Below are 25,421 nucleotides of genomic sequence, written 5' to 3'. Positions count from 1 at the left end.
GATCCCTTGCAAGTTGCAGCGGCGCCCCCATGACGGGCGCCGTTTTCATTCGATATGGACGCCTTGCCGGCCCGCCAGATCGACAAAGAACTGCCACGCCACCCGGCCCGAACGCGCGCCGCGCGTCGCTTGCCATTCGATCGCCTCGGCCCGCAGAGCGTCGGCATCGACGCTGACGCCATAAGCCGCGCAATAACGGTCGATCATCGCAAGGTATTCGTCCTGATCGCAGGGGTGAAACCCCAGCCACAAGCCGAACCGGTCGGACAGCGAAACCTTTTCCTCGACCGCCTCGGACGGGTTGATCGCGCTCGAGCGTTCGTTCTCGATCATGTCGCGCGGCATCAGGTGGCGGCGGTTCGACGTGGCATAGAACACCACGTTTTCGGGCCGACCCTCGATCCCGCCATCCAGTACGGCCTTCAGCGACTTGTAGTGCTGATCGTCATGGCTGAACGACAAGTCGTCGCAGAACAGGATGAACCGGAAAGGTGCAGCGCGCAGGTGGTTCAGCAACCGCGCGACCGAGCCCATGTCCTCGCGCTGAAGCTCAACCAGCTTCAGGTCGGGAAACTCGGGCTGAAGGGTGCCGTGCACCGCCTTGACAAGGCTGGACTTGCCCATACCGCGGGCACCCCACAACAGCGCGTTGTTTGCCTTGTACCCGGCCGCGAAGCGGCGCGTGTTGTCCAACAGCGTATCGCGCGACCGGTTGATGCCCACCAGCAGGTCAAGATCAACGCGGTTGACATGGTGCACCGGCTCCAGCCGGTCGGGCGCAATGTGCCAGACAAAAGCGGGGGCGGCCGAGAAATAAGGCGCAGCCAGCGGCGCCGGGGCCATGCGTTCCAATGCGTCGGCAATGCGGTTCAGGGCTTGGTCGTCCATGGGTCCTCCGAAGTCTTGCGGCCGATTTCAACCACGTTCATGGGCCGCCAACAAGACCCGGATGAAGAAAGGGCGCACCCGTCAAGGCGCGCCCTTCCCCATTCACTGCTCGGGTTTACTTGTCGTCTTCGGCCTCAAACTCTGCCATCAGCTCGTCATCGGCTGCTTCTTCATCGTCATAATAGCCGTCGGCCCGCAGCTGTTCTTCGCGCTTTTTCTCGACCCGGGCCACCAGGAAGATCGAAATCTCGTACAGGCCGTAGACCACAACGAACAGAATGATCTGGGTGATCACGTCCGGCGGGGTCACGATGGCGGCCAGAACCAGAATGCCCACCACGGCATATTTGCGCACCGCGCCCAAACCTTCGGAGCTGACCAGCCCGGCCTTGCCCATCAGGGTCAACAAAACCGGAAGCTGGAAGCACAGACCGAAGGCCACGATGAACTTGATCGTCAGGTTCAGATATTCCTGCGCCGAACCTTGGAACACCACGCTCAGCGGCGCGGATGCGCCTTCGGCGACAGCCTCACCCTCGGCCCCGAATTGCTGGAATCCAAGGAAGAAGTCATAGGCCAGCGGGGTGACCACGTAAAAGGCAAAGCTCGCGCCCAGCAGGAACATGAAGGGCGAGGCCAGCAGGAATGGCAGGAAGGCGTTCTTCTCGGACCGGTAGAGCCCCGGCGCCACGAACCGCCACATCTGCATGCCGATATACGGAAAGGCCAGAATGAACCCACCCAAGAGCGAGACCTTGATCGCCACGAAGAAGCCCTCCTGCGGCGAAATGAAGATCAGGTCGCAGTCCTGTCCGCGCTCGGACAGAACATCGCACAGGGGCTGGGTCAGAAAGTTGAAGATCGGCGTGGCAACCGTGAAACAGATGATCATACCGATCAAAAACGCCACGACGCTGTGGATCAGACGCGTGCGCAGCTCGGCCAGATGCTCGATCAGGGGGGCCGAGGTATCCTCGATCTCGTCGGTCTTGCTCATGTCTTGCCTTCGGTTTTCAGCGCGGCTTCGGCCTCTTCGGCCTTGGCCATGGCCTCGGCGGCTTCTTTCGCCTTGCGCTCGGCGGCGGCACGGGCGGTGGCAGCCTGGATCTTCTTGGCCTGCTCGGCGCGCTCAGCGGCCAGTTTGCCGGTTTCGCTGTCGGGGTCGAACTTGGTCGGATCCATGCTCTTGGCCATGTCCTGGGCCGCCTGCTTGACGCCGTCCATCGCACTGCCCACCGGGTTGGTGGCCGCGTCCAGACCTTTCTTGATATCGTTCACGCCCGCCTGGTCGGCCGCCTCGTTCATGGCGCTTGAAAATTCGCGCGCCATGCCACGGGCCTTGCCGATGAACCGTCCGACATTGCGGAACAGAACCGGCAGGTCCTTGGGCCCCACGACGATCAGGGCAACGATGCCGATGACCAGCAGCTCGGTCCAGCCCAGATCAAACATGGGCGATCAGACCTTGTCTTTGTCGGTCTCGGGCGTGACGTCCTTGGCCAGCTCAGACGCGTCCTGTTCGATCTCCTCGCCGCCTTCCTTTACGCCTTTCTTGAATGCGGTGATGCCTTTGCCCACCTCACCCATCAACGAGCTGATCTTGCCGCGACCAAACAGCACCAGCACCACGACGGCGATCAGCAGAAGGCCGGGAAGGCCGATATTGTTGAGCATGTCTCTTCTCCTTCTACGTCGGCGCAACGCGCCGGGAATGTGATCTGACTTCGTGTCTACGCCCACCGGGCCATCGAAAAAAGTGACGCAAGTCAAATCCGCGTTCAAATCCGGGCCGCTCATGTGGTTTTTGCGGGCTGGCAATTTTCAACTGACAGGTTTATGTCAGTTGCAGACGACTAGGAACAGGGCATCGAAACCTGGTCAACGGAGACTCACATGACCCATGTTGCTGAAATCGTCACCTTCACCCTCGCTGATGGCACCACGCCGGAAGAGTTCGTCAGGCTCAGCCAGACGACCGAGGCCTTCGTGCGCGCGGCTCGCGGCTTTGCCCACCGACAGTTGAGCCAGGGCGAGGATGGCCGCTGGACCGATTATGTCATCTGGACCGACATGAAGGCCGCACAGGACGCCGCAGCGCAGTTCCCACGGCAGGATTTTGCCGCCGGTCTGATGGCGGCGATCGACCCCGCCAGCATCCAGATGCGCCATGAGAAAGTGCTATGGAACATGACCGCCTGATCGCGGTCCGGACGGCGTGTCATGCGCCGCACTGACCGCCTGTTCGACATCATCCAGATCCTGCGCGACGGCAAACTGCACCGCGCGCAGGACATCGCGGACCGGCTCGAGGTTTCGGCCCGCACCATCTATCGCGATATGGACACACTGGTGGCTTCGGGCGTTCCCGTCCAGGGCGAACGCGGTGTGGGTTACATGGTGCGCGAGCAGATCACCCTGCCCCCGCTGAACCTCAGCCCGGCCGAGCTTGAGGCCCTGAACCTCGGCATGGCGATCGTGGCCGAGGCCGCCGACCCCGACCTGAAGGCCGCAGCGGAGTCGCTAGCCGCCAAGATCGACGCAGTACTGCCCACCCAGGTGGTGGCCGAGGCGGATGCGTGGAAATTCGCCGTCTATCCCTTTGCCGATGCCGCGCGCGGGCTGGCGCATATGGCGCCGATCCGAGCGGCCATCAAATCGCGCCAGAAACTGCGGCTGACCTACCGGCGCATCGACGGAACCCTGACCGAACGCACAATCCGCCCCTTGCACATGGAATACTGGGGCAGGGTCTGGACCCTGACCGCCTGGTGCGAGCTGCGCGACGCCTTCCGCGTGTTCCGCATTGACCTAATCGAAAGCGTCACGCCCTTGCCTGAGATCTTTGCCGATGAGCCCGGAAAGCGGCTGGCCGATTACGACCCGACCGCCTGATGCCCGTCAGCCCCGAAAGATCGCGCCGAATTTTCAGCGCAGATAGGTTTCCGGATCCACCGACTCAAAGCCTTCGCGCACCTCGAAATGCACATAGGCGTTTTCGCCGCCGCGCAGCTTGGCAATGCTCTGGCCGCGGCTGACCCGGTCGCCTTTCTTAACCGAGATCCCCTCGACATTCGCATAGACCGTCAGCAGATCGTTGCTGTGCTTGACCACGATGATCGGGATCTGGTCTGCATCGGCCGTGATCGCGGCCACGGTGCCGGCCTCGGCGGCCTTGACCGGTGTGCCGGGGCTGCCGGCAATGTCGATCCCCTCGTTCTTGCCCTTGGCATAGGGCCGGATGATCTTGCCGGTGACCGGCATCGCCAGGGCCGAAGCGCTGGTCTGGGTCGGCGCCTCGGCGGTCACGTCCGGCGCGGGGGCCGGCGGTGCGATCTTTTCATCCGGCAGGGGCTGGGTGGCACTGGGCGGCGTGGGTGTCGGAGACCCCTGCCCCGGCTCGGTCACCGCCGTTGCCGCGGGCACGGCCGCTTGTCGCGGCGCGGCCTGGTCCTTGACTGGAATCAGCAGGTATTGCCCCTCGCGCACGGTGAAATCGGGGCCCAGGCCGTTCCATTCGGCCAGCGCATCCACCGGCACCTGGTACAGGCGGGAAATGGTATAGGCCGTCTCGCCGCGCTTGACCTTGTGGCGGATCGGCTCGTCCGTCGAGGTGACCGGCGCAGGTTTGACCGGTTCCAGCGTCGAGACACGCACGCCGCCCGTATCCGGCGCCTGATCGATGGCCGTCGTTGCGATCGAGGCGATATCGACATTGCCCGCCCCGGCCCCGACCGACCGGGGCAAGGCCAGAACCTCGCCCTCGCGCAGTTGGTCGCTGGGCAGCAATCCGTTGAACCGGGCCAGTTCGGCCTCGGGCAGGCCGACCCGCGCCGCGACCGTGCCGACCGTATCGCCCCGCCGGGCCACCGCCACCTGGTAGGTGGGATAGGTGATCACCCCGCGCGCATCGGGCGCCGGGCGGTCTGCTGTGGCCGACAAGGCGGCCGGGGTGGTCGAAAACCCGCCGACCTGACCCCGCAAATCGTAATCCAGCGGCCCCTCGCACCCGGCAAGCACCGCGACCGTGGCCAGCGCCGACGCGCCACGACCCAAGACTGACCTGGAAACTGCTCTCATGTCTCTGTCCTCAACACCTGCCCCTGTTTGCCGGGGTTCTGGCGCCCTTTTTGCTACGGCTTCTACGCTTCGTCCCTGCCAAGCCCCTCCAACAAGGGCACGAATCGGACGGGCAACAATTCGTCATAGTCGAAGCCGGACTCGGTTCTGGTGACCCGGATCAGGGTCTGCACCGCATCCGACTGCCCCACGGGCAACACCATGATACCGCCGATTTTCAACTGCGCCAAGAGCGGCCCGGGCGGGTCCTCGGCGGCGGCGGTCACGATGATCCGGTCAAAGGGGGCCTGTTCGGGCAATCCAAAGGATCCGTCCGAATGCATCGCGGTAATGTTGGTCAGCCCCAACTCGCGAAACAGCTCTCCGGTTTCGCGCACCAGGCGCTTGTGGCGCTCGACCGTGTAGACCCGGCGTGCCAGCTTGGCCAAAACCGCCGCCTGATAGCCCGACCCGGTGCCCACCTCGAGCACCTTGTCGCGCGGCGTGACCTGCAGAGCCTGCGTCATTAGCCCAACGACCGAGGGCTGGCTGATCGTCTGACCGCAGGCAATCGGCAGCGGCGTGTCCTCATAGGCCCGTTCCGCGAACAGGCCGCGGACGAACCTGCCACGGTCGATCTGCTCCATCGCGTCCAGAACGCGCGCATCCGTCACCCCGCGCGAGCGCAGGGCAAACAGGAACTGCATCTTGGTTTCCGGGTCCGGTCCAGTCATTCGATCGTCTTCAAAGCGTCAAGCGCGTCATGCGCCGTCAGATCGGCCCGCATCGGCGTGACCGAGATGTAACCTTCCAGATTGGCCGCCGCGTCGGTGCCGGGCGCGGTGGGGTTGTGCTGATAGCCGCCCTTGATCCACAGGAACCGCCGCCCCGAAGGCGAGGTGTGCGGCTCGACCGAGAAATGCGTGTCGCGCCGAAAGCCCTGGCGCACGACGCGGGTGCCCAGCACCTCGTCGGCGGGAACGGGCGGGAAATTCACGTTGTAGAACAGCCGGTAGTCTTCCTGCTCGGGCGGCGTGGCCGCAAGGATGCGCCGCACCAGGTCGGCGCCGTGACGCGCGGCGGCCTGGAACGGATCCTCGAGCCCTAGATTGCGCGGCCCGAAATACTGCGACAGGGCAATCGCGGGTATGCCCTGCAAGGCGGCCTCCATCGCGCCGCCGATGGTGCCGGAATACAACGTGTTCTCGGCCGAATTGTTGCCCCGGTTCACCCCGGACAGGACCAGATCGGGCCGGGCGTCCTTCATCACCTCGTGCAGCCCGGCCAGAACACAGTCGGCGGGCGAGCCCTCGGCGGCGAACCGACGCTCGCCCAGCTTGGCGATCATCATCGGGTGGGTATAGCTGATGCAATGGCCCACCCCCGACTGCTCGAAAGCAGGCGCCACGACCCAGACCTCGCCCCCGGGTCCGGCCAGATCTGCAGCGATCGCCTCCAGCGTCATCAGACCCGGCGCGTTGATCCCGTCATCGTTCGTCAGAAGTATGCGCATCTGCCTGCTGTGCCCCCGCGTTTGGCCCTTGATAGACGCAGCCACCGAACGCGGCAAGCGACGCCCCGGCCCTTTCTGCGGCATTCGCGCACCACTTGCGGGGAAATCGACGGCGAAGGGCGGTCAGGCCGGAAAAACGAAACACTTGTCGCGGCGGATGGTCAGCCACATCACCCGACCCGGATTGGGCACGAACACGTTGGGCACGGTGACCTTCAGGATCGAGCCGTCATAGTCCATGCGAAACTCGATCAGGCTTTCGTTGCCCAGGAACCGCGCCCGCTCGACCACGCCGCGGGCCGGAACGCCGTCGGTGGCGGTGGGCAGCGGCCCCTTGCCGTTGCGGTCGAAATCCAGCCGCACATGCTGCGGGCGGAACACGATCTCGACATTGGTGCCGTCGGGGATGCCCGGCGCCAGGAACTGTCCGAATGGCGTTTCCGCCAGCGCCCCATTCACCTGTGACCGCAACACGTTGACATCGCTGAAGAACGCCACCGCCGCCTTGTCGACCGGCCGGGTATACACGTTGTAGGGCGCGCCCTGCTGCACGATCCTGCCGCGCCGCATCAAAGCAATCTCGTCCGCCATGCGCATGGCCTCTTCGGGCTCGTGCGTGACCAGCAGCACGGCGGCGTCCTCTTCCTTGAGGATGGCCAGCGTCTCGTCGCGGATGCCATCGCGCAGACGGTTGTCGAGGCCCGAGAACGGCTCGTCCATCAGCATGATCCGGGGACGCGGCGCCAGCGCACGGGCCAGCGCGACCCGCTGTTGCTCGCCCCCCGACAACTGATGAGGAAACCCGTCGACATAGCGCAGCAGGTCCACCTTGCCCAACAACTCCTCGACGCGGGCGCGTTTCTCGTCCTTGCCGCCCTTCAGGCCGAAGGCCACGTTGTCGGCCACGCTCAGGTGCGGGAACAGGGCGAAGTCCTGGAACATCAGCCCGATCTCGCGCCGTTCGGGCGGCACGCGGAACACGGTGTCGCAGATCAGCTTGCCGTCGACATAGATCTCGCCGGACTCCTGCATCTCGACCCCGGCGATCGCCCGCAACGTGGTGGATTTGCCGCAGCCCGACGGGCCCAGCAGACAGGTCACCTGCCCCGCCTGAACGGTCAGCGAGACATCATCCACCACCGTGCGCCCGCCGAACCGGCAGACCAGATTGCGGATTTCCAATCGCGGAGGAGCTGTATTGATTGCCACCGACGGACCCCAATTGCCTTTTCCCGATCAAATTCATCGGGCTTGCGTCGGGATAACAACCCGGCCCATCGGGCGCAAGAGAGGCCTATGCCAGCAGCTCGAACGACACGCCCGCGCGGACACGGCCGTTGACTTGAACCTCAAGCCTGTGCGGCCCCGGGACCAGCCGAAACGTGGTGGCGTCGCCCTTGAGCTTGTGCCGCTTGCTCAGCTGCAGGCGGCCATCTGACAGATTGGCTTGCTTGAGCTTGTGAACCTTGGGTGAGATTTTTCCCCCAGATCGCTGAAAATGAACGATATAGTCGATCAATACCGGTTGATCATCGGGGCCTGAAACCGAGACGGTGAACTCCAGAACGCCGCCGATACGGGCGTCGCCATTCACCGCAACATCCACCTCCAGCGGCGCGTCGGGATCATAGCCCAGCAGCGCCATCGCCCCGCCATGGCCGGACTTGACCAGCCCGCGCAGCGCATGTGCGGTGATCCACCGCATCTCGTCAGTGTCTTGCGCGCCCGAGGCATGCCACGCCTTCAGGCGGTTCAGCGCCAGGTCAGGGTCTTTCTTGGTGATGTCGTTGAGATGGTTCGCTACCGACCGCGTGACATAGCGCGTCGGGTCCGAATGCAACCGATCCAGCAGCGGCAGCGGGTCGGTCAGGTCCAGCCCGACCGCCTGCCCCCAAGGCAGCCGCGGGCGCGTGCCTTCGGAGACCAGCCGCCGGACGTGATAGCTGGAATGCCTACACCAGTCCTGCATCCGGTCCAGCACCAGATCGGGATGGCTGTTCAGAAAGGGCCGGATCGCCCATTCCATCGAAAACCGCTGGGTCAGCTCCGCAAGGACATCCAGTGCCAGGTCGGGATGGTCCGCGCCGACCTGCGCCACCCAGTCACCCAGCGGGGCGAAGATGAAGTCACCGAAATCGTCATCGCTAAGGGACGGATCCAGAGGCGGCGGCAAGGCGCGCAGGATCACCGGGGCTACGTCGGGCAGCGCGCCGGGAAAGGCCGCATGCAAACAATCGGCAATCCACGCGATCCGCTGCTTCAGCTCCAGCTCCGGCAGGCGCGACATGACCCGCGCGTGGAACGCGTCGCCGTCAAAACCGGCGTCGGCCTGCGTGAACAAGCCGGCCAGGTAACGGGTCTTTTCCGCGTTGAACAGTTGATCCTTCAGCGAAAACCCCTGCGCCACGGTCACATCGTCAGGTTGGTCGCCCCGCCATCCAGCAGGATGTTCTGCCCGACGACGAACCCGGCATGCTGCGAGCAGAGAAAGGCGCAGGCCGCGCCGAATTCCTGCCGCGTCCCGTAACGCCGCGCCGGGATCGTGGCCGCGCGTTCGGCCCGTGCCTCGTCCAGCGAGATTCCCTTTTGCTGCGCGACGCCACTATCCAGCGAATCCGCACGGTCGGTGGCGTGGATGCCCGGCAGCAGGTTGTTGATCGTCACGCCATAGGGCGCCACCTGCCGCGCGGTTCCGGCCACATAGCCGGTCAGCCCGGTGCGCGCCGCGTTCGACAGACCCAGCACCGCGATCGGCGCCCGCACGGATTGCGAGGTGATGTTGACCACGCGGCCCCAACCCTTGTCCATCATCGACGGCAAAAGCGCCTTCATGAAGGCGATCGGCGTCAGCATGTTGGCATCCAGCGCCTTGATGAAATCCTCGCGGTCCCAGTCCGACCACAGACCAGGCGGCGGGCCACCGGCGTTTGTCACAAGGATATCAACGCCCTGCGCGGCCTCGATCACCTGCGCCTGACCGTCGGGCGTGGTCACATCGCAGGCCACGGTCTGCACCTCGACGCCATGTTCGGCGCGCAACCGGTCGGCCTGGGCCTCCAGCGCGTCAGGCCCGCGCGCATTCATCACCAGATCGACGCCCTCGGCCGCCAGCGCCTCGGCGCAGCCCAGCCCCAAGCCCTTGCTGCTGGCACAGACCAGCGCGCGTTTTCCTTTGATTCCCAGATCCATCTGATCCCCCCTGTTTGTTGTTGCCCGCATGTCTAGCACCGGCTAGGCAAGGAAGACCAGATTGGCAGCGGCAAATCAGTAGAAGAACTCTTCGCGTACGATCTTTCCATCTGCCACGTGATAGACGCCGACCTCTTTCATATCAAAGACTTCACCGGTTTCCTTCACCTTGCCCTGAACCTCGAAGATCACGGCGAAGCGGTCTTCGCCGTGCAGGAACGGCTCGCTGACCGACGCGCCCGACACCTCGTGCGCGCCTTCCCACCAGTCGTGCTTGCCTCGGATGCCTTCAATGCCGTGGGTCTCGCGGCCCATGCCCTGCATGTCCATCGCTTCGACCGAAACGGCATCGGGCGCATACAGTTTTTCCAGATTTTCCTTGGCGCGGTCCTCGCGGCAGCCGGCCACCAGCTCCTGAGCGATTTCTTTCAAATTCATTGGTCCACTCCATTATTTGTTCACTATATGTTCTTCGTCGCACATCCGCCCGATTCGAACCACCCCCTTTGTCTTGCCTCGGCAGGATTCCCCGCCTATACGCGCGGTCATGCTTGATACCGCCTCGAACCAACCCACCCTGCCGCCCGAGATCGCCCGGCGCCGAACCTTTGCCATCATCTCGCACCCGGATGCGGGCAAGACGACCCTGACCGAAAAGTTTCTTCTGTATGGCGGCGCCATCCAGATGGCCGGACAGGTGCGCGCCAAGGGTGAGGCGCGGCGCACGCGGTCGGACTTCATGCAGATGGAAAAGGACCGGGGCATTTCGGTCTCGGCCTCGGCCATGTCGTTTGACTATGGCCCCTACCGGTTCAACCTCGTCGATACGCCCGGCCACTCGGACTTCTCCGAAGACACCTATCGCACCCTGACCGCCGTTGACGCCGCGGTCATGGTGATCGACGGGGCCAAGGGCGTGGAAAGCCAGACGCAGAAGCTGTTCGAAGTCTGCCGCCTGCGCGACTTGCCCATCCTGACCTTCTGCAACAAGATGGACCGCGAAAGCCGCGATACGTACGAGATCATCGACGAGATCCAGGAGATGCTGGCCATCGACGTGACCCCGGCCAGCTGGCCCATCGGCATGGGGCGCGATTTCATCGGCTGCTATGACATGCTGCGCGACCGGCTGGAGCTGATGGACCGCGCCGACCGCAACAGGGTGGCCGAAAGCATTGAGATCAACGGGCTGGAAGACCCCAAGCTGGCCGAGCACGTACCCGCGCATCTGCTGGAGAAGCTGCTGGAAGAGGTCGAGATGGCGCGCGAACTGCTGCCCGCGCTGGACCCGCAGGCGGTTCTGGAAGGGCATATGACCCCGATCTGGTTCGGATCGGCCATCAACTCTTTCGGCGTCAAGGAACTGATGGAGGGTATCGGCCAATATGGCCCGCAGCCGCAGGTGCAATCGGCCGAACCGCGCCAGATTTCGCCGGACGAAAAGAAGGTGGCGGGCTTTGTCTTCAAGGTGCAGGCCAACATGGACCCCAAGCACCGCGACCGGGTGGCCTTTGTCCGCATGGCCAGCGGCCATTTCAAGCGCGGCATGAAGCTGACCCATGTGCGCACCAAGAAGCCCATGGCGGTGTCGAACCCGGTGCTGTTCCTCGCATCCGACCGGGAACTGGCCGAAGAGGCTTGGGCCGGCGACATCATCGGCATCCCCAACCACGGACAGTTGCGCATCGGCGACACTCTGACCGAGGGCGAGGCGATCCGCGTGACCGGCATCCCGTCCTTCGCGCCCGAACTGCTGCAGGGCGTGCGCGCCGGTGACCCGATGAAGGCCAAGCATCTGGAAAAGGCACTGATGCAGTTTGCCGAGGAAGGCGCGGCCAAGGTTTTCAAGCCGTCGATCGGCTCGGGCTTCATCGTCGGCGTGGTGGGGGCGTTGCAATTCGAAGTGCTGGCCAGCCGGATCGAGCTGGAATACGGCCTGCCCGTCCGGTTCGAGGCCTCGCAATTCACCAGTGCGCGCTGGGTGTCGGGCGACAAGGCCGAGATCGAGAGGTTCGTCAATGCCAACAAGCAGCACATCGCCCATGACCACGATGGCGACATCGTCTATCTGACCCGGCTTCAGTGGGACATCGACCGCGTGGTGCGCGACTATCCCAAACTGTCCTTGACCGCGACCAAGGAGATGATGACGTAATATCAACGGGTTTGTGATCCGGCCCGGACCGGATTGGGCGGTATACTGCCGTCGGACACAGCGCGGAGGATGCGGCATGAACAGGCTTCTGGGCACGGTTGGACGCGCACTGTCGCGGTTCATCGAAAAGCCGCTCAAAGGGTATCAGAGCTTTTCGACCACCACGCCCGAACGCCTGCGCCGCACCCTGCGGCCCTGCGACGTGCTGCTGGTCGAGGGCAACAGCCGGGTCGCCTCGGCGATCAAGTATCTCACCAACTCGACCTGGTCGCATGTGGCCTTCTACGCCGGGGGCGACGACCCCGACACCCAGATGATCGAGGCCGACCTGCAAGAGGGCGTGCGCGCGGTTCCGGTTTCACATTTCGCCCATCTCAATACTCGTATCTGCCGCCCCATCGGCCTGACCCCGGAAGACGAGGCGCAGATCATCGCCTTCATGCGCGGCAGTATCGGCAAGACCTATGACCTAAAGAACATCTTCGACCTGCTGCGGTATCTGCTTCCGAACCCGCCGGTTCCGGCCCGTTTTCGCCGCAAGATGCTGGAACTGGGCTCGGGTGACCCGACCCGCGCCATCTGCTCGACCCTGATCGCCGAGGCGTTCCAGAGCGTACGCTATCCGATCCTGCCGGTCCTGACCGAAGACTGCGACGCCGGCCAGGCCCGCGAGATCCTTAGCATCCGGCACCATTCGCTGTTCGCCCCGCGCGACTTTGACCTGTCGCCCTATTTCCGCATCGTGAAACCGACGATCGAATACGGGTTCGACTATCGCACCCTGACCTGGTCGGACCGCCCGCCCGGGCTCGATGCTCTGCCATCCGAACCCAACCGCAGCGCCGTGACATGACGACTGCGCCCGACCGGGCCTCGCCGCCTCGGGGGATGCCGTCGATGGTCGCCGGTCCACTTCCGACATCCTCGTCCGTGTCGCCCCTCATCTGAATGCGGGGCGTGCCACATCCACCTCGATGAGCACGCCCGTAAGACCTTTCGCACTCTGCGCAGCTTTTTCGACGAACCCGGCCGTGCCGACCCGAAGGTGTGCGGGGCATGATCCTGCACAGGCCGCTGGAACTCTAGGCGAAACCACTGAAAAACTTCCCCGGAAGTTGCTGAATTGTCGCGCCAAAAGCCCAATCACAGATGACGGCCACACATGAAGGCGACTTCATTTGACCCTGCCACACCTTTTTGTTATGTCCGCATCCAAGCCGAAACGCGCATGGTGCGCATGGCCATCCGGGCCCGGCATTTTTCATACGCGCGGGCCAGGTCAGTGTCCGCATGAACCGGACATACATGACGAAATTCACCGATCTGAACCTGAACCCGAAGGTCCTCAAAGCTATTGAGGAAGCCGGCTACGAAACCCCGACCCCGATCCAGGAAGGCGCCATTCCACCGGCGCTGGAAGGGCGAGACGTTCTGGGTATCGCCCAAACCGGCACAGGCAAGACCGCCAGCTTCACCCTGCCGATGATCACCCTGCTGGCGCGCGGCCGCGCCCGGGCGCGGATGCCGCGTTCGCTGGTGCTGTGCCCGACGCGGGAACTGGCGGCGCAGGTGGCGGAAAACTTCGACACCTACACCAAGCACCTGAAGCTGACCAAAGCGCTGCTGATCGGCGGCGTCAGCTTCAAAGAACAAGAGGCCCTGATCGACCGCGGCGTCGACGTGCTGATCGCCACGCCCGGCCGTCTGCTGGACCATTTCGAACGCGGCAAGCTGCTGCTGACCGGCGTGCAGATCATGGTCGTGGACGAGGCTGACCGGATGCTGGACATGGGGTTCATTCCCGATATCGAACGCATCTTCTCGCTGACGCCCTTTACCCGTCAGACGCTGTTCTTCTCGGCCACCATGGCGCCCGAGATCGAGCGGATCACCGACACTTTCCTGTCGGCCCCGGCCCGGATCGAAGTGGCTCGTCAGGCCACCGCGTCCGAGACCATCGAACAGGGTGTCGTGATGGTCAAAGGCGGCCGCCGTGACCGCGAGGGCAGCACCAAGCGCAAGGTCCTACGCGCACTGATCGATGCCGAAGGTGACAAATGCACCAACGCCATCATCTTCTGCAACCGCAAGACCGATGTGGATATCACCGCGAAATCGCTCAAGAAATATGGTTACAACGCCGCGCCGATCCACGGCGATCTGGACCAGTCGCAGCGGATGAAAACGCTGGACGGGTTCCGAGAGGGCTCAGTACGTTTGCTGGTGGCGTCTGACGTGGCCGCGCGCGGGCTCGACATTCCGTCGGTCAGCCATGTGTTCAACTTCGACGTGCCCAGCCACCCCGAGGATTATGTGCACCGCATCGGCCGCACCGGCCGCGCCGGGCGCGAGGGCAAGGCGATCACCATCTGCTCGGCCCGCGATGAAAAGGCGCTGGATGCGATCGAGAAGCTGATCCAGAAAGAAATCCCGCGTCTGGACAACCCGGTTCAGGCCGAACCGGCCGAGGCCGAGGACAAAAAGCCCGAAAAGAAATCGCGCGCCTCGACCCGCAAGGATGAGGGCAAGAAAGACAAGCCCGCCAAGGACGCCGCCCCGAACGACAAACCTGCCAAGGAAAAACGTGGCAAGGGACGTGGGCGCCGCGACGATGGCGGAACGGCCGTCGTGGGCATGGGCGATCATCTGCCCAGCTTCATCGCTCTCAGCTTTGACGAACGCCGCGCGGGCTGACCGGCCTGCATGGCAAAAAGATCAGAAGGCGCACGGACCTCCGTGCGCCTTTTTACATCTCAGATCGCTGCGACCAGGATCAGGATCGAGAGGCCCAGCAGGACCATCCCCGCAATCTCGCGCCGTGTCACCGTCTCGCGGAAGACCAGGACTGAGGCCATGAGGCTGAAAATCAGCTCCACCTGCCCCAGCGCCTTGACGTAGGCCGCGTTCTGCAGGCTGAAAGCCCAGAACCAGCAGAACGACCCGCCCAGGCTGGTCAGCCCGACGAAGATGCCGGTGCGCCGCGTGTCCCACACCGCGCGCAGCTCGGCCCGGTCGCGCCAAACCAGCCACAGCGCCATCGACAGGAACTGGATCGAGACCACGACCGCCAGCGTCACCAGCGCCCGGAACCAAGCCTCGCCATCGCCCAGTTGCAGCGACGCGCCGCGATAGCTGACCGCAGAAAAGGCGAACAAGACGCCCGACCCCAACCCCAGTTGCGAGGCGCGGTTGGTCAGGTGACGCCACCACGCCCCACTGCCGCCCGGCGTTTTCGACAACAGCAGAACCGCCAGCAACCCCAGCAGGATGGCCCCGAACGCACCGGCCGAGACCCGGTCTCCCAGCACGATGAAACCGACGATGGCGGTCTGGATCACCTCGGTTTTCTTGAAGGTGATGCCGACGGCAAAGTTGCGCTGCTTGAACAGCGCCACGACGCAGATCGTAGCGAGGATCTGAGACACCCCACCGATGGCGGCATAGAGCCAGAACAGAGGCGGCAGCGCCGGCAGCGGCAGACCGCTGAGCCGCATCGCCCCCGCCAACCCCAGCAGCACCAGAGGCATCGAATAGGCAAAGCGCGCAAAGGTCGCGCCGGTCGCCGACAGCTTCACGCTGCTCAGCGATTTCTGCAGCATGAAGCGCACCGTCTGAAAGGTGGCGGCGGCCAAGGTCACTGGAATCCACAAACTCATGGCTTCCCTTCTGTCGTCAAATCAGGGTTTTGGCCAGAGCGGATGCGCCACCGGATCCTTGGCGCGCCAGAAATACTGGCGGAAGACCTGCCCGTACGAGCGATAGACATAGGCCTCGTTGCAGGCCAGATAGCGCTCTTTCCCTCGGCGATAGAGCGCGGGCAGTCTATACCATGGCGCCGCCGGGTTCATGTGATGAACGACATGCAAGTTGTTGTTCAGAAACAGAAAGGCAAGCGGTCCGCGGTCTTCGACGATAACCGTGCGGGCACGTGATTTCTCGTGCGCTCGATGTTCCAGAAAGGTGCGGATCTTGACCAGCGCCAGCCCCAGATAGGCCGCCAGAACAAAGGCCCAGACAGGCATCGCTGATTGCGCCACGATCCACAGAACCGCCGCCGCGCCCGGCAGATGCAGGGCCCAGGCCAGCCAGATGTCGCGGTCCCCGCGTACCGCGCCGCGCCAGTCGTCGCGCATAAAGGCCAACTGGCCGATGATCGGACCCAGCACCATGCGCCCCAACAGCGTGTTGTTCGCCTGATAGACCCACCGCTGCCAGCGCGGCAGCCTGATCCAGACCGCCGGGTCCAGATAGTTGGATTCCGGATCGTCGTAAGGGTCGGTCAGGTTGGCATCCTGATGGTGCGCCAGATGCAGATCGCGGAAGCGGTTGTAGGGGATGAACAGGGTCAGCGGCAGCGCCATCAGCGCCTCGTTCAGCCACTTTGCGCGGAACGGATGGCCGTGCAACGCCTCATGCGTAAGGGATGAGTGCAGCGCCGCGACACCACCCATCATCGGCACCGCCAGCCAGAGCGACCACGCCGCCACACCGAAAATCGCGATCAGCCAAAGGGCATAGCAGGCAACGATCAGCGCAAAGGTCGGCCATTCGGGGGACTTGGGAGTGGTCGCCTCAGCCATGCCGTCCCCAGGAGATTCCGGCCCAGATGCGTTCGTAAATCACGTAGAGCGTCAGGCCGATGGCCGTGTTCACCACCGCCAATGCGCCGCCGACAGCGGCCGAGCCGGTGGCGATCAGCCCCACCACGGTCATGACCGCAAGGCCCATCGCATTCCAAATGATTGCTTTCACGACAGATCTTCGCCGCGTTTCCATTCCGGTCCCCAGTCTTTTTTGCTTTTCACCAAAGCGTTACCTGCCAGTGGCGCTGTCGAGAATTCCGAATATGATTAACAAATCTCAGCGTCCGTGATATTTATCATCAAATGCAGGAAAATTTCGACAAACGAGACCGCGCCGCGCAGTTCCGTCTGCGCCTGGCCCGAGCGATGGCGCAGCGGAACATTAGCCAAAGCGCGCTGGCGCGCACCATCGGGGTCGATCGCTCGACCGTTTCCCAGTTGCTGACCGATACGGGCGCACGCCTGCCCAACGCCCATGTTGTGGGCAGCTGCGCCTCGGCTCTGGGGGTGTCGGCGGATTGGTTGCTCAGCCTCTCGGACCGTCCTGAAAGCGCGGCCGAGCTGCTGGCCAGCTCGCTCACCATGACCGAGGCACCCCGCGCGCTGGTCGATGAGCGCATCTTTGAATGGCACCAGCAGGCCGCGGGTTACAAGATCCGCTATGTTCCGGCCACTCTGCCCGACATGCTGAAAACCCGCGCCGTGCTGGAATGGGAATACGCGCCGCATCTGGGCCGAACCGCCGACCAGGCCATCGGCGCCTCCGAGGACCGCCTGACCTGGATGCGCGGTGCCCAGTCCGATTATGAAATCGCTATGCCGCTGTATGAGATTCAAAGCTTTGCCCATGGCACCGGCTATTATGATGGACTGCCCCTGCAGGCGCGGCTGGACCAGATCGATCACATGCTCGAGCTGTGCGAGCAGCTGTATCCGCGTATGCGCATCTACCTGTTCGATGCCAAGCGGCTCTATTCCGCGCCGGTTACCATCTTTGGTCCGCTGCTATGCGTGTTCTATGTCGGCAGCCATTACATGGCCTTTCGCGACCGGGACCGGATCGAGGTTTTTACGCGGCATTTCGATACCTTGGTCCGCGAAGCCGATCTGACCGCCCGGCATTTCCCGACCCATCTGCGCCAACTGCGCGCCGCCATTTCGGCGGGGTGACACCAGTCCACAGGTGCAATTTCCCACCCGATCCCCTATAGTGAGGTGCGCGAAAATCCGAACGATCCGACCCAAAGGAGGATATCAGGAATGGACGCTCTCAAAACCGCTCAATACGCGCGCGCCCTCTACTCGGCGCATGGCGACAAGGCCGAGGCCGAAGCCGCCCAGAAAGCCCGCGAATTCGAAGCCGCCGGAAACGTGGAAGAGGCACAGAACTGGCAGGCCGTTCGCGCCTCGATCCGCCAGATGCGCGGCCCCAACCAGGGCTAGAGCTTGGGGTCGGGGTTCACGGTATGCCCATCGACGGCAATGACCTGGCCCGACACCAACCGTGCCGCATCCGAGGCCAGGAACACCGCCATGGCGGCAATGTCATGGGCTTCGACGAAGCGGCCCATCGAAGTGCCCGCCGCATAGCCCTGATAGACCTGATCGCGGGTCATGCCCTTGGCGGCCGCTTCGCGCTGCAGCACGCCCTCCATCCGCGGGCCTTCCACCGCGCCGGGGCAGATCACGTTGCACCGTACGCCGTGCGGCCCCAGTTCCATCGCCAGGGTCTTGCCCAGTCCGATCACCGCCCATTTCGCCGCCGCATAGGGCGCACGGTTGGGATAGCCGTACTGCCCGGCGGTCGAGGATGTGATCAGCACCACGCCGCGCCCCTGCCGTTTGAGCATCCGCGCCGCGTATTTCGCGCACAGAAACGCCCCATCCAGATTGACGGAAATACATTTTTGCCAATCGCTTAGCGCAACATCCTCGACCAATGCGGTCGGCCCCGCGATACCCGCATTCGCGCACAGAACGTCCATACCGCCCCACTGCGCCGCGATCTCGCCGAACAGCGCTGCGACGGCGGCCTCATCCGACACATTGACCTGCGACCGCCCCCAGTGATCCGGGCAGGCCTGAAGCGCCTCGGCGTCCACATCCGCCACCCAGACCTGAGCGCCGGCGGCGTCGAACGCCTCAGCCATCGCGCGCCCCACGCCCGAGGCGCCGGCGGTGATCACAACCCGCCCGGTCATACCGGTTTGCGGATCGCCGCCCCTGCGCCCTCGGGATAGGGCAACCCGGCCTGCGCTTCGGCGATGCGGGCCATCGCGGCTTCGATCTGCGGAGACGGCGCACAGGGCCGACGGGTTTCCAGGCTGACATGCAGCAGAAAGCTCTCGCCCGTGGCCAGCAATTTGTCGCCCTCGTACATGCTGTGGAACAGGTGCAGCTTCTTGCCCTCGCCCAACAACATCTGCGTGCGCACCTCGATTTTCGCCCCGGCATGGGCCTCGTCCAGATACCGGATGTGATTTTCAGCGGTGAAATAGCTGCCGCCCGAGGCGATGTAGTCGGCATCGCAGCCGATGATTTCCATGAAGCGGTCGGTCGCGGCAGCAAAGGCCTCGAGATATCGCGCCTCGTTCATGTGACCGTTGTAGTCGGTCCAGTCCAGCGGCACCGCGCGGGCCAGCGTCAGGATCGGCTGGCTCAGGTCTGCCTGATCCAGCGTCGGCAGGGCACCCGGCTTCAGCAGCGCGTCATACTGGTTCAGTACTGCCCCCGCGCCCCAGTCGCGCGCCTTCAACGCCCGCATCATGCCCACCAGATTGTTGTCACGAATCCGCTCCAGCTCGCGGATCGAGTGCATCCCCGATTGCGCGTCCGACTGGTCGGCGATCATGTCGACCAACGCGTCGGTGAACTCGGGCACGTCCATCAGCTTGGTCCAGGGCCATTTCAGCGCTGGCCCGAACTGGGCCATGAAATGCCGCATCCCGGCCTCGCCCCCAGCCACACGATAGGTTTCGAACAGGCCCATCTGCGCCCAACGGATGCCAAAGCCCATGCGGATCGCCTCGTCCACCTCCTCGGTCGTGGCCACGCCGTCCTTGACCAGCCACAGCGCCTCGCGCCAGACGGCCTCGAGGAACCGGTCGGCGATATGCGCGTCGATCTCCTTGCGGACCTGCAGCGGGAAGAATCCGACCGAGCGCAACACGTCCTTGGCCTGCGCGACCAGTTCGGGCGAGTTGGCGGCCGAGGGCACCAGCTCGACCAGCGGCAGCAGATAGACCGGGTTGAACGGGTGCGTCACCACAATCTGTTCGGGCCGCAACGCGCCTTCCTGCAGCTCGGACGGCTTGAACCCGCTGGTCGAGGACCCGATGATCGCCCCCGGATCGCAGGCCTCCTGCAGCCCCTTGTAAACCTTCAGCTTCAGGTCCAGCCGCTCGGGCACGCTCTCCTGTATCCAAGTGGCCCCCTGCACCGCGTCGGCCATGTCGCCGTGAAAGCTCAGCGCGCCCATGGGCGGCAGCGGTACATCGCTCAGCCCGGGCAACGACCGCCGCGCGTTGTCTAGGACCTCGCCGATCTTGCGCTCGGCTTCGGGGTCCGGGTCAAACACCCGCGCGTTCCAGCCATTCAGCAGAAACCGCGCGGCCCATCCGCCGCCGATCACGCCACCACCGATGATCGCTGCCGTCTTCATCTTCTCTCCTTCGCCCCAAGCGTCCACACGGCATCTGGGGCCATCGTTGTTTGACAGAATTTCCGAGGGTCGCCCCGCTCGTCAGGTTGCCACAGGCGCCCGTTTGACCAATCCCAACTTCTTGCGCACTTCAGCCGGGCCGATCACCCGCGCGCCCATGTTCGCGATGATTGTTCCGGCGCGTTCGACCAGTTGCCAGTTTTCAGCCAGCACCCCCTTGTCCAGCCACAGGTTATCCTCGAGCCCCACGCGCACGTTGCCGCCCGCCAAAACCGAGGCCGCCACGTAGGCCATCTGATGCCGCCCCAGCGAGAACGCGCTGAAGGTCCAGTCGTCGGGCACGTTGTTCACCATCGCCATGAAGGTGTTCAGGTCATCCGGCGCGCCCCACGGGACGCCCATGCACAGCTGCACCAGCGCATTCGGGGCCAGAACGCCCTCTTTCACCAGTTGCTTGGCAAACCACAGATGCCCAGTGTCAAAGGCCTCGATCTCGGGCTTCACGCCCAGATCGGTCATCATCTGCCCCATCGCCCGCAACGCGCCAGGCGTGTTGGTCATCACGTAGTCGGCCTCGGCAAAGTTCATCGTGCCGCAATCCAGGGTGCAGATTTCGGGCAGACACTCGGCCACATGCGCCACCCGTTCCGAGGCACCGATCATGTCGGTCCCCTCGGCCACGGGAAACGGGGCTTCGACCCCGCCGAACACGATGTCGCCACCCATGCCGGCGGTCAGGTTCAGAACCACGTCCACTTCGGCATCGCGGATGCGGTCGGTCACCTCGCGATACAGGTCCAGACGGCGGCTGGGCGCGCCGGTTTCGGGGTCGCGCACATGGCAATGCACCACCGCCGCCCCGGCCTTGGCGGCCGCGATGGCGCTGTCGGCGATCTGCTTGGGTGAACGCGGCACATGCGGGCTGCGATCCTGCGTCCCGCCCGAGCCGGTCACGGCGCAGGTGATGAAAACTTCGCGGTTCATTTCCAAAGGCATGGTGTTATCCCCAGTTTATACCGGGCTTCGCCATGGGTTTTCCCCAGGCTTCTCCCCGGATTCCGATTTGCGTCTGGCCCCGACTCTGGCGCAGCCTTGAGCAGACAACTTGCCAGAATGCGAATCAGACTTGATGAAATCCGCAAAAAACATCCTCCAGCCCGAGCACCGCGCGCTGAAAACCGCCGTTCTGGTGCTGGACGAGTGCAACACGCTCAGCTTTGCCTCGGCGGTGGACCCGATGCGCGCCGCCAACCGGCTGGCCGACCGCCCAGCCTTCGACTGGGACTACGTGACCGCAACGCCCGAGCCGGCGATGCTGACCAGCGCATTGCAAGTGCCGGGCATCCCGCTCGCGCGTCTCGACCACTGCGACCTGATGATCGTGATCGCGGGATTCAATCTGGTGCGCCACGCCACGCCCAGCCTTCTGGCCGGGCTGCGTCGCATCGCCAATACCGGTGCCACGATGGCGGGCATTGACGGAGGCCCATGGCTGCTGGCCGAAGCAGGGCTGCTTGACGGTCACGCCGCCACCACCCATTGGGAGGATCTCGAGACCTTCGCCACCCGTTTCCCCGAAGTCGACGTGCGCCCCGATCGGTTCACCGTGTCCGGCAACCGCCTGACCTCGGGCGGCGCGATCCCCGCGGTCGAGATGATGCTGCATGTCATCGCCGCCCGCCATGGCGCCGGCTTCGCGGCCCGGGTCTCGGGCCTGTTTCTTTACGAAGGTGCCCCCGAACCCGGCAGACCGCAGAGCCGCACTGGCGCACCGCACCGCCACAGCGCCCTGACCGCCCGCGCCAACGCGATCATGCAGGCCTCGCTAGATGACCCGCTGCCCCTGGCCGACATCGCAAAGGCCCTGGGAACCAGCCCGCGCACCCTGCAGCAACAGTTCCGCCTGCGGCTGAATACCACGCCGCAGGACCACTACCTGCAACTGCGCCTTGCCGAGGCCCGCCGTCTGGTCACCGACACCGACATGCCGCTGATGGACGTGGCGCAAGCCACGGGGTTCACGTCACAATCCAGCTTTGCGCGCGCGTTCCGCACCGCGCACGGGCAGTCCGCCCGTGACCTCAGACAAGACCGCACCCAGCCCACTCATCACTGACGCGCGCAAGCTTCATCTGGCAAAAAAATATCCCTGGGGAGTCGCCAAGGGCGACGGGGGCAGCGCCCCCATCGCCTAATACGGCATCGGATGCGCGCGATGGGCCGCGTTGATCTCGGCCAAAATCTCATCCGACAGCACGACATCCCGCCCCTCCAGGATCCGCTCCAGCTGCACCTGCGTGGTCGCGCCGAAGATGACCGAGGTCATGAACGGCCGCGCCTGGCACCAGGCCAGCGCCATGTGCACCGGGTCCAGCCCGTGTTTCGCGGCAATCGCCAGATAGGCCTCGACCGCGTCGAACACCCGGTCACCCTTGCGCCCGCCCATCTGCGGCACGATTGACATGCGCGATCCCTCGGGCACCGCCCCGCCCTGATACTTGCCGGTCAGAAATCCGGCGGCCAGAGGCGAGAAGGCCAGCAGACCAACATCCTCATAGGCACTCAGCTCGGCCATGTCGGTGTCATACAGGCGGCACAGCAGGGAATACTCGTTCTGGACCGACGCCACCCGTGGTGCCCCCAACTCGTCGGACAGGCGCAGCCACTGGGCGGTGCCCCAGGCGCTTTCATTCGACAGGCCGAAGGCGCGGATATTGCCCTTGTCCACCTGCGACTGCAGCGCCTCGAGGCATTCGCGCATGTTGTCCAGAACCGCCTGCCGATCACCGCCTGACGGGTCGTAGTCCCAATTCTGTCGGAACATGTAGCTGCCGCGGTTGGGCCAGTGGAACTGATAGAGGTCGATGTAATCGGTCCGCAGACGCCGCAGAGACCCCTCGATGGCGCCCGGGATGGTCGCAGCCGAGATCGGCGCACCATCCCGCACGGCGGCCAGGCCCTCCCCCGAATGCTTGGTCGCCAGAACATACTCGGCCCTCCGCGCCGGATGGGCGGCGTTCCAATTGCCCAGAATCTCCTCAGTGCGGCCGATCGTGTCCTTCGACACCGGGTTCACCGGGTACATTTCGGCGGTATCGACGAAATTGATCCCCGCCGCCAGTGCCGTGTCCATCTGCCGATGCGCGTCGGCCTCGGCGGTTTGTGTGCCGAAAGTCATCGTGCCTAGGCACAGGTCCGACACCTCGATCCCCGTGCGGCCCAAAGGCTTCAACTTCATTGCAATCTCTCCTGTCCTCGCGGGCGGTCGCACCGCCCGTGGCCGCATCACCCGGATTCGGCCTTTTTCTCCCAACGGCCCGACTCCTCGGACCAGTACTGGGCGGCGCAGCCCGCCCCGGTCAACGTCTTCCACTGCCCCCGCGCATGATCCAGCGCCTGCGGATCGTTCCCGTCGAACAGGATGCAGACCCGCTCCAACGCAGTCACCTCGTCGGCGGTCACATCGGCCCCGTCCACCGCCATCAGACAGGCCGGGTGGTTGGCGGCCTCGGGTCCGGTGGTCAGCAGGATGGGCTGCATCGCGTCATGCGGCCCGCCCGCGCGACCATGCGGCAGAAACGATTCCTCGGGGCCCAGCCACAGCCTTTCGTCCAGCCAGTCCATCCGCGCGGGGTCTGTGCCCCGCACGGCAATCCGCCACCCGGCCTGCCGCGCCTTGTCCAGCAGCACCGGCAAGGTGTGCTCCAGCGGGTGACGGGTCAGGTGGTAGAAATAGACGGCGCCCATCGGCCTACTCGAAATTGTCCTGCACGAAGCGGTTCAGCGCCCGCACGCCCCATCCGGTCGCGCCTTTGGGCGCATAGTCGGTTTCCTTCGCCACCGAGGCCACACCGGCGATGTCCAGATGGATCCAGGGCGTGTCTTCTTTGACGAAACGCTGCAGGAACTGCGCCGCGGTGATCGACCCGGCGGGCCGGCCGCCCACGTTCTTGATGTCGGCGATGCGGGACTCCAGCTGCTTGTCATAGGCCTCGCCCAGCGGCATCCGCCACGCGCCTTCGTCCTCGGCCCGGGCCGCCTTCAGGAACGCGCCGCAGAAGGTGTCGTTGTTGGAAAACACGCCTGCGTTTTCATGCCCCAGCCCGATGATGATGGCGCCGGTCAGGGTTGCCAGATCTATCATGCCCACCGGTTTGAACCGCTCCTGTGCGTACCACATTACGTCGCACAGCACCAATCGGCCCTCGGCGTCGGTGTTGATGATCTCGACCGTGTCGCCCTTCATCGACTTGACCACGTCGCCCGGGCGAATGGCATTGCCCGAGGGCATGTTCTCGACCAGCCCGACCAGACCCACGACATTGGCCTTGGCGTTGCGCTTGGCCAGCGCGCGCATGGTGCCGGCCACGACCCCGGCTCCGCCCATATCCATGGTCATGTCTTCCATCCCAGCCGCGGGCTTCAGGGAAATCCCGCCGGTGTCGAACACGACCCCCTTGCCCACCAGCGCCAGCGGCGCGTCATCGGCGTCGCCGCCGTTCCACTGCATCACCACCACCTTGGATGGGCTGTGCGACCCCTGTCCGACGCTCAGCAAGGTGCGCATGCCCAGCTTGGTCAGATCGTCCTCGTCCAGCACCTCGACCTTAAGGCCCAGATCTTCCATCTCTTTCAGACGGTCGGCGAATTCGGTGGTGGTCAGCACATTGGCCGGTTCATTGGTCAGGTCACGGGTCATGCGCACGCCATCGGCCACCGCATACAAGGGCGCGAACGCGGCCTCGGCATCGTCGGCCTTGACATGGCAGATGGTCACGGTGCCCTGCGCGTCATCCGCGTCGGCCTTGGTTTTGTGCGCATCGAACGCATAGCTGCGCAAAGCGATGCCCATGGCCAGATCCTCGACCCGCGCTTGGTTGCCCGCCATCACCAGCAGATCCTTGCCCGCGGCCAACTTGGCCAGCGCGGCGCCGCCTTTGCGCGCCTCGTCCGCGTCGGCGCGGCGCGGCAGGACCAGCACGTCCAGCGCCTCGGCCGCCATGCCGCAGGGCCACGCCAACGAGATCACCTCCCCCGTCTTGGCCTTGCCGAACCGCGCACTTTCAATCAGCCGGGCAATGGCCCCGCGTGTCAGCCGGTTGGCCCGGCGGGCGACGGGGTTCAACTTGCCATCGGCGGGGATGATGATGGCCACACGCCCCTCGGCCTGCGCCATCAGGTCCAGATCTTGGGATTGGAAGCGGATCGGTACCAGACTGCTCATTTCTTGCTCCTGAAAGACTCTGCCCCCAGACCTAGCCCGCAGGCGCGGCATTGACCAGATAGCAGTTTTCCCCGCCAACCAATTGCATTAAGGTCGCCCGAAAATGAACGGCAGGTCCGGGGGGACAATTTGGCACCAAACGGCAGGCACAG

General features: G+C 64.4%; 28 protein-coding genes. 8 read left to right on the top strand and 20 right to left on the bottom strand.

Features of this window, described 5'->3' with window-relative positions; genetic code table 11:
• Positions 1-45: 45 nt before the first annotated feature.
• From AC2FM3_RS00140 to AC2FM3_RS00125, 4 genes are all read right to left on the bottom strand, one after another.
• Positions 46-888, bottom strand: a complete 843-nt coding sequence (locus AC2FM3_RS00140; RefSeq protein ID WP_496678060.1) for an ATP-binding protein — start codon at positions 886-888, stop codon at positions 46-48.
• Positions 889-1,003: 115 nt separating this feature from the next.
• Positions 1,004-1,885 (bottom strand): twin-arginine translocase subunit TatC, encoded by an 882-nt coding sequence (gene tatC, locus AC2FM3_RS00135; RefSeq protein ID WP_496678059.1) that lies wholly within the window; start codon positions 1,883-1,885, stop codon positions 1,004-1,006.
• Complete coding sequence (gene tatB, locus AC2FM3_RS00130; protein WP_496678057.1) at positions 1,882-2,340, bottom strand: Sec-independent protein translocase protein TatB; 459 nt, start codon at positions 2,338-2,340, stop codon at positions 1,882-1,884. The genes tatC and tatB overlap by 4 nt, the downstream gene beginning before the upstream one ends.
• Positions 2,341-2,346: 6 nt before the next feature.
• Positions 2,347-2,562, bottom strand: coding sequence for a twin-arginine translocase TatA/TatE family subunit (locus AC2FM3_RS00125; protein WP_496678054.1), 216 nt, complete (start codon positions 2,560-2,562; stop codon positions 2,347-2,349).
• A 219-nt stretch (positions 2,563-2,781) separates the two neighbouring features.
• Here AC2FM3_RS00125 and AC2FM3_RS00120 point away from each other — a divergent pair, with 219 nt between their 5' ends.
• Together AC2FM3_RS00120 and AC2FM3_RS00115 are read left to right on the top strand one after the other, a co-directional pair.
• The gene (locus tag AC2FM3_RS00120; RefSeq protein WP_496678051.1) at positions 2,782-3,087 is read left to right on the top strand and encodes a hypothetical protein; all 306 of its coding nucleotides are present in this window, start codon (positions 2,782-2,784) and stop codon (positions 3,085-3,087) included.
• A 21-nt stretch (positions 3,088-3,108) separates the two neighbouring features.
• Positions 3,109-3,780 carry a helix-turn-helix transcriptional regulator gene (locus AC2FM3_RS00115; RefSeq protein WP_496678048.1) on the top strand — a complete coding sequence of 224 codons (672 nt, stop codon included), beginning with the start codon at positions 3,109-3,111 and terminating at the stop codon, positions 3,778-3,780.
• A 33-nt stretch (positions 3,781-3,813) separates the two neighbouring features.
• On the opposite strand, the gene AC2FM3_RS00110 is transcribed toward AC2FM3_RS00115, so the two are convergent.
• From AC2FM3_RS00110 to AC2FM3_RS00080, 7 genes are all read right to left on the bottom strand, one after another.
• Positions 3,814-4,965, bottom strand: a complete 1,152-nt coding sequence (locus AC2FM3_RS00110; RefSeq protein WP_496678046.1) for a peptidoglycan DD-metalloendopeptidase family protein — start codon at positions 4,963-4,965, stop codon at positions 3,814-3,816.
• Positions 4,966-5,027: 62 nt separating this feature from the next.
• On the bottom strand, positions 5,028-5,678 hold the full coding sequence (locus AC2FM3_RS00105) for a protein-L-isoaspartate(D-aspartate) O-methyltransferase (protein ID WP_496678044.1): 651 nt from the start codon (positions 5,676-5,678) through the stop codon (positions 5,028-5,030).
• Complete coding sequence (gene surE / locus AC2FM3_RS00100) at positions 5,675-6,457, bottom strand: 5'/3'-nucleotidase SurE (protein ID WP_496678043.1); 783 nt, start codon at positions 6,455-6,457, stop codon at positions 5,675-5,677. The genes AC2FM3_RS00105 and surE overlap by 4 nt, the downstream gene beginning before the upstream one ends.
• A gap of 123 nt (positions 6,458-6,580) precedes the next feature.
• Positions 6,581-7,666, bottom strand: a complete 1,086-nt coding sequence (locus AC2FM3_RS00095) for an ABC transporter ATP-binding protein (RefSeq protein WP_496678042.1) — start codon at positions 7,664-7,666, stop codon at positions 6,581-6,583.
• Positions 7,667-7,751: 85 nt separating this feature from the next.
• Positions 7,752-8,864: a YhaZ family DNA alkylation repair protein gene (locus AC2FM3_RS00090; protein ID WP_496678355.1), complete on the bottom strand. Its 1,113-nt coding sequence runs from the start codon at positions 8,862-8,864 to the stop codon at positions 7,752-7,754.
• A 2-nt stretch (positions 8,865-8,866) separates the two neighbouring features.
• A complete protein-coding gene (locus AC2FM3_RS00085; RefSeq protein ID WP_496678041.1) occupies positions 8,867-9,646 on the bottom strand; it encodes an SDR family oxidoreductase in 780 nt (259 codons plus the stop codon).
• 75 nt (positions 9,647-9,721) lie between these two features.
• Positions 9,722-10,084 carry a nuclear transport factor 2 family protein gene (locus tag AC2FM3_RS00080; protein WP_496678040.1) on the bottom strand — a complete coding sequence of 121 codons (363 nt, stop codon included), beginning with the start codon at positions 10,082-10,084 and terminating at the stop codon, positions 9,722-9,724.
• A 109-nt stretch (positions 10,085-10,193) separates the two neighbouring features.
• Between AC2FM3_RS00080 and AC2FM3_RS00075 the strand changes: the two genes are divergently transcribed.
• From AC2FM3_RS00075 to AC2FM3_RS00065, 3 genes are all read left to right on the top strand, one after another.
• Positions 10,194-11,801, top strand: coding sequence for a peptide chain release factor 3 (locus AC2FM3_RS00075; protein ID WP_496678038.1), 1,608 nt, complete (start codon positions 10,194-10,196; stop codon positions 11,799-11,801).
• A gap of 76 nt (positions 11,802-11,877) precedes the next feature.
• Complete coding sequence (locus AC2FM3_RS00070) at positions 11,878-12,654, top strand: YiiX/YebB-like N1pC/P60 family cysteine hydrolase (protein WP_496678035.1); 777 nt, start codon at positions 11,878-11,880, stop codon at positions 12,652-12,654.
• 452 nt (positions 12,655-13,106) lie between these two features.
• Entirely contained in the window at positions 13,107-14,495 is a 1,389-nt protein-coding gene (locus tag AC2FM3_RS00065) for a DEAD/DEAH box helicase (protein ID WP_170459353.1), read from the top strand.
• 59 nt (positions 14,496-14,554) lie between these two features.
• Here AC2FM3_RS00065 and AC2FM3_RS00060 read toward each other — a convergent pair whose 3' ends face one another.
• The 3 genes from AC2FM3_RS00060 to AC2FM3_RS00050 are packed head-to-tail and all read right to left on the bottom strand — an operon-like array spanning position 14,555 to position 16,577.
• Positions 14,555-15,457 (bottom strand): EamA family transporter, encoded by a 903-nt coding sequence (locus tag AC2FM3_RS00060; RefSeq protein ID WP_496678033.1) that lies wholly within the window; start codon positions 15,455-15,457, stop codon positions 14,555-14,557.
• 21 nt (positions 15,458-15,478) lie between these two features.
• A complete protein-coding gene (locus AC2FM3_RS00055; protein WP_496678031.1) occupies positions 15,479-16,381 on the bottom strand; it encodes a fatty acid desaturase in 903 nt (300 codons plus the stop codon).
• Complete coding sequence (locus AC2FM3_RS00050; RefSeq protein ID WP_170432309.1) at positions 16,374-16,577, bottom strand: DUF2061 domain-containing protein; 204 nt, start codon at positions 16,575-16,577, stop codon at positions 16,374-16,376. The genes AC2FM3_RS00055 and AC2FM3_RS00050 overlap by 8 nt, the downstream gene beginning before the upstream one ends.
• A gap of 110 nt (positions 16,578-16,687) precedes the next feature.
• Here AC2FM3_RS00050 and AC2FM3_RS00045 point away from each other — a divergent pair, with 110 nt between their 5' ends.
• Positions 16,688-17,554, top strand: a complete 867-nt coding sequence (locus AC2FM3_RS00045) for a helix-turn-helix domain-containing protein (RefSeq protein ID WP_496678029.1) — start codon at positions 16,688-16,690, stop codon at positions 17,552-17,554.
• 90 nt (positions 17,555-17,644) lie between these two features.
• A complete protein-coding gene (locus AC2FM3_RS00040) occupies positions 17,645-17,827 on the top strand; it encodes a hypothetical protein (protein ID WP_093962276.1) in 183 nt (60 codons plus the stop codon).
• Here the strand turns inward: AC2FM3_RS00040 and AC2FM3_RS00035 are convergent.
• The 3 genes from AC2FM3_RS00035 to bcoG form a co-directional block, all read right to left on the bottom strand.
• Positions 17,824-18,585 carry an SDR family oxidoreductase gene (locus tag AC2FM3_RS00035; RefSeq protein WP_496678027.1) on the bottom strand — a complete coding sequence of 254 codons (762 nt, stop codon included), beginning with the start codon at positions 18,583-18,585 and terminating at the stop codon, positions 17,824-17,826. The genes AC2FM3_RS00040 and AC2FM3_RS00035 overlap by 4 nt on opposite strands.
• Complete coding sequence (locus AC2FM3_RS00030) at positions 18,582-20,045, bottom strand: carnitine 3-dehydrogenase (protein WP_496678025.1); 1,464 nt, start codon at positions 20,043-20,045, stop codon at positions 18,582-18,584. Before AC2FM3_RS00030 ends, AC2FM3_RS00035 begins: the two co-directional genes overlap by 4 nt.
• An 81-nt stretch (positions 20,046-20,126) precedes the next feature.
• Complete coding sequence (gene bcoG, locus AC2FM3_RS00025; protein WP_496678022.1) at positions 20,127-21,041, bottom strand: 3-dehydrocarnitine:acetyl-CoA trimethylamine transferase BcoG; 915 nt, start codon at positions 21,039-21,041, stop codon at positions 20,127-20,129.
• A gap of 133 nt (positions 21,042-21,174) precedes the next feature.
• Between bcoG and AC2FM3_RS00020 the strand changes: the two genes are divergently transcribed.
• The gene (locus tag AC2FM3_RS00020) at positions 21,175-22,161 is read left to right on the top strand and encodes a GlxA family transcriptional regulator (protein WP_496678020.1); all 987 of its coding nucleotides are present in this window, start codon (positions 21,175-21,177) and stop codon (positions 22,159-22,161) included.
• Positions 22,162-22,236: 75 nt separating this feature from the next.
• On the opposite strand, the gene AC2FM3_RS00015 is transcribed toward AC2FM3_RS00020, so the two are convergent.
• From AC2FM3_RS00015 to AC2FM3_RS00005, 3 genes are read right to left on the bottom strand one after another with little or no spacing between them, the layout of a single operon-like run.
• Positions 22,237-23,283 (bottom strand): aldo/keto reductase, encoded by a 1,047-nt coding sequence (locus tag AC2FM3_RS00015; RefSeq protein ID WP_496678019.1) that lies wholly within the window; start codon positions 23,281-23,283, stop codon positions 22,237-22,239.
• Between the two features lie 47 nt (positions 23,284-23,330).
• Positions 23,331-23,792, bottom strand: a complete 462-nt coding sequence (locus AC2FM3_RS00010) for a DNA polymerase III subunit chi (RefSeq protein ID WP_496678018.1) — start codon at positions 23,790-23,792, stop codon at positions 23,331-23,333.
• Positions 23,793-23,796: 4 nt separating this feature from the next.
• Positions 23,797-25,269 (bottom strand): leucyl aminopeptidase, encoded by a 1,473-nt coding sequence (locus AC2FM3_RS00005; protein WP_496678017.1) that lies wholly within the window; start codon positions 25,267-25,269, stop codon positions 23,797-23,799.
• Positions 25,270-25,421 lie beyond the last annotated feature (152 nt).

It is taken from the genome of Ruegeria sp. BHSB172 (genome assembly GCF_059613165.1).
Note: the sequence above shows the minus strand (reverse complement) of the source record. Positions and strands in the feature narration are given on the sequence as shown.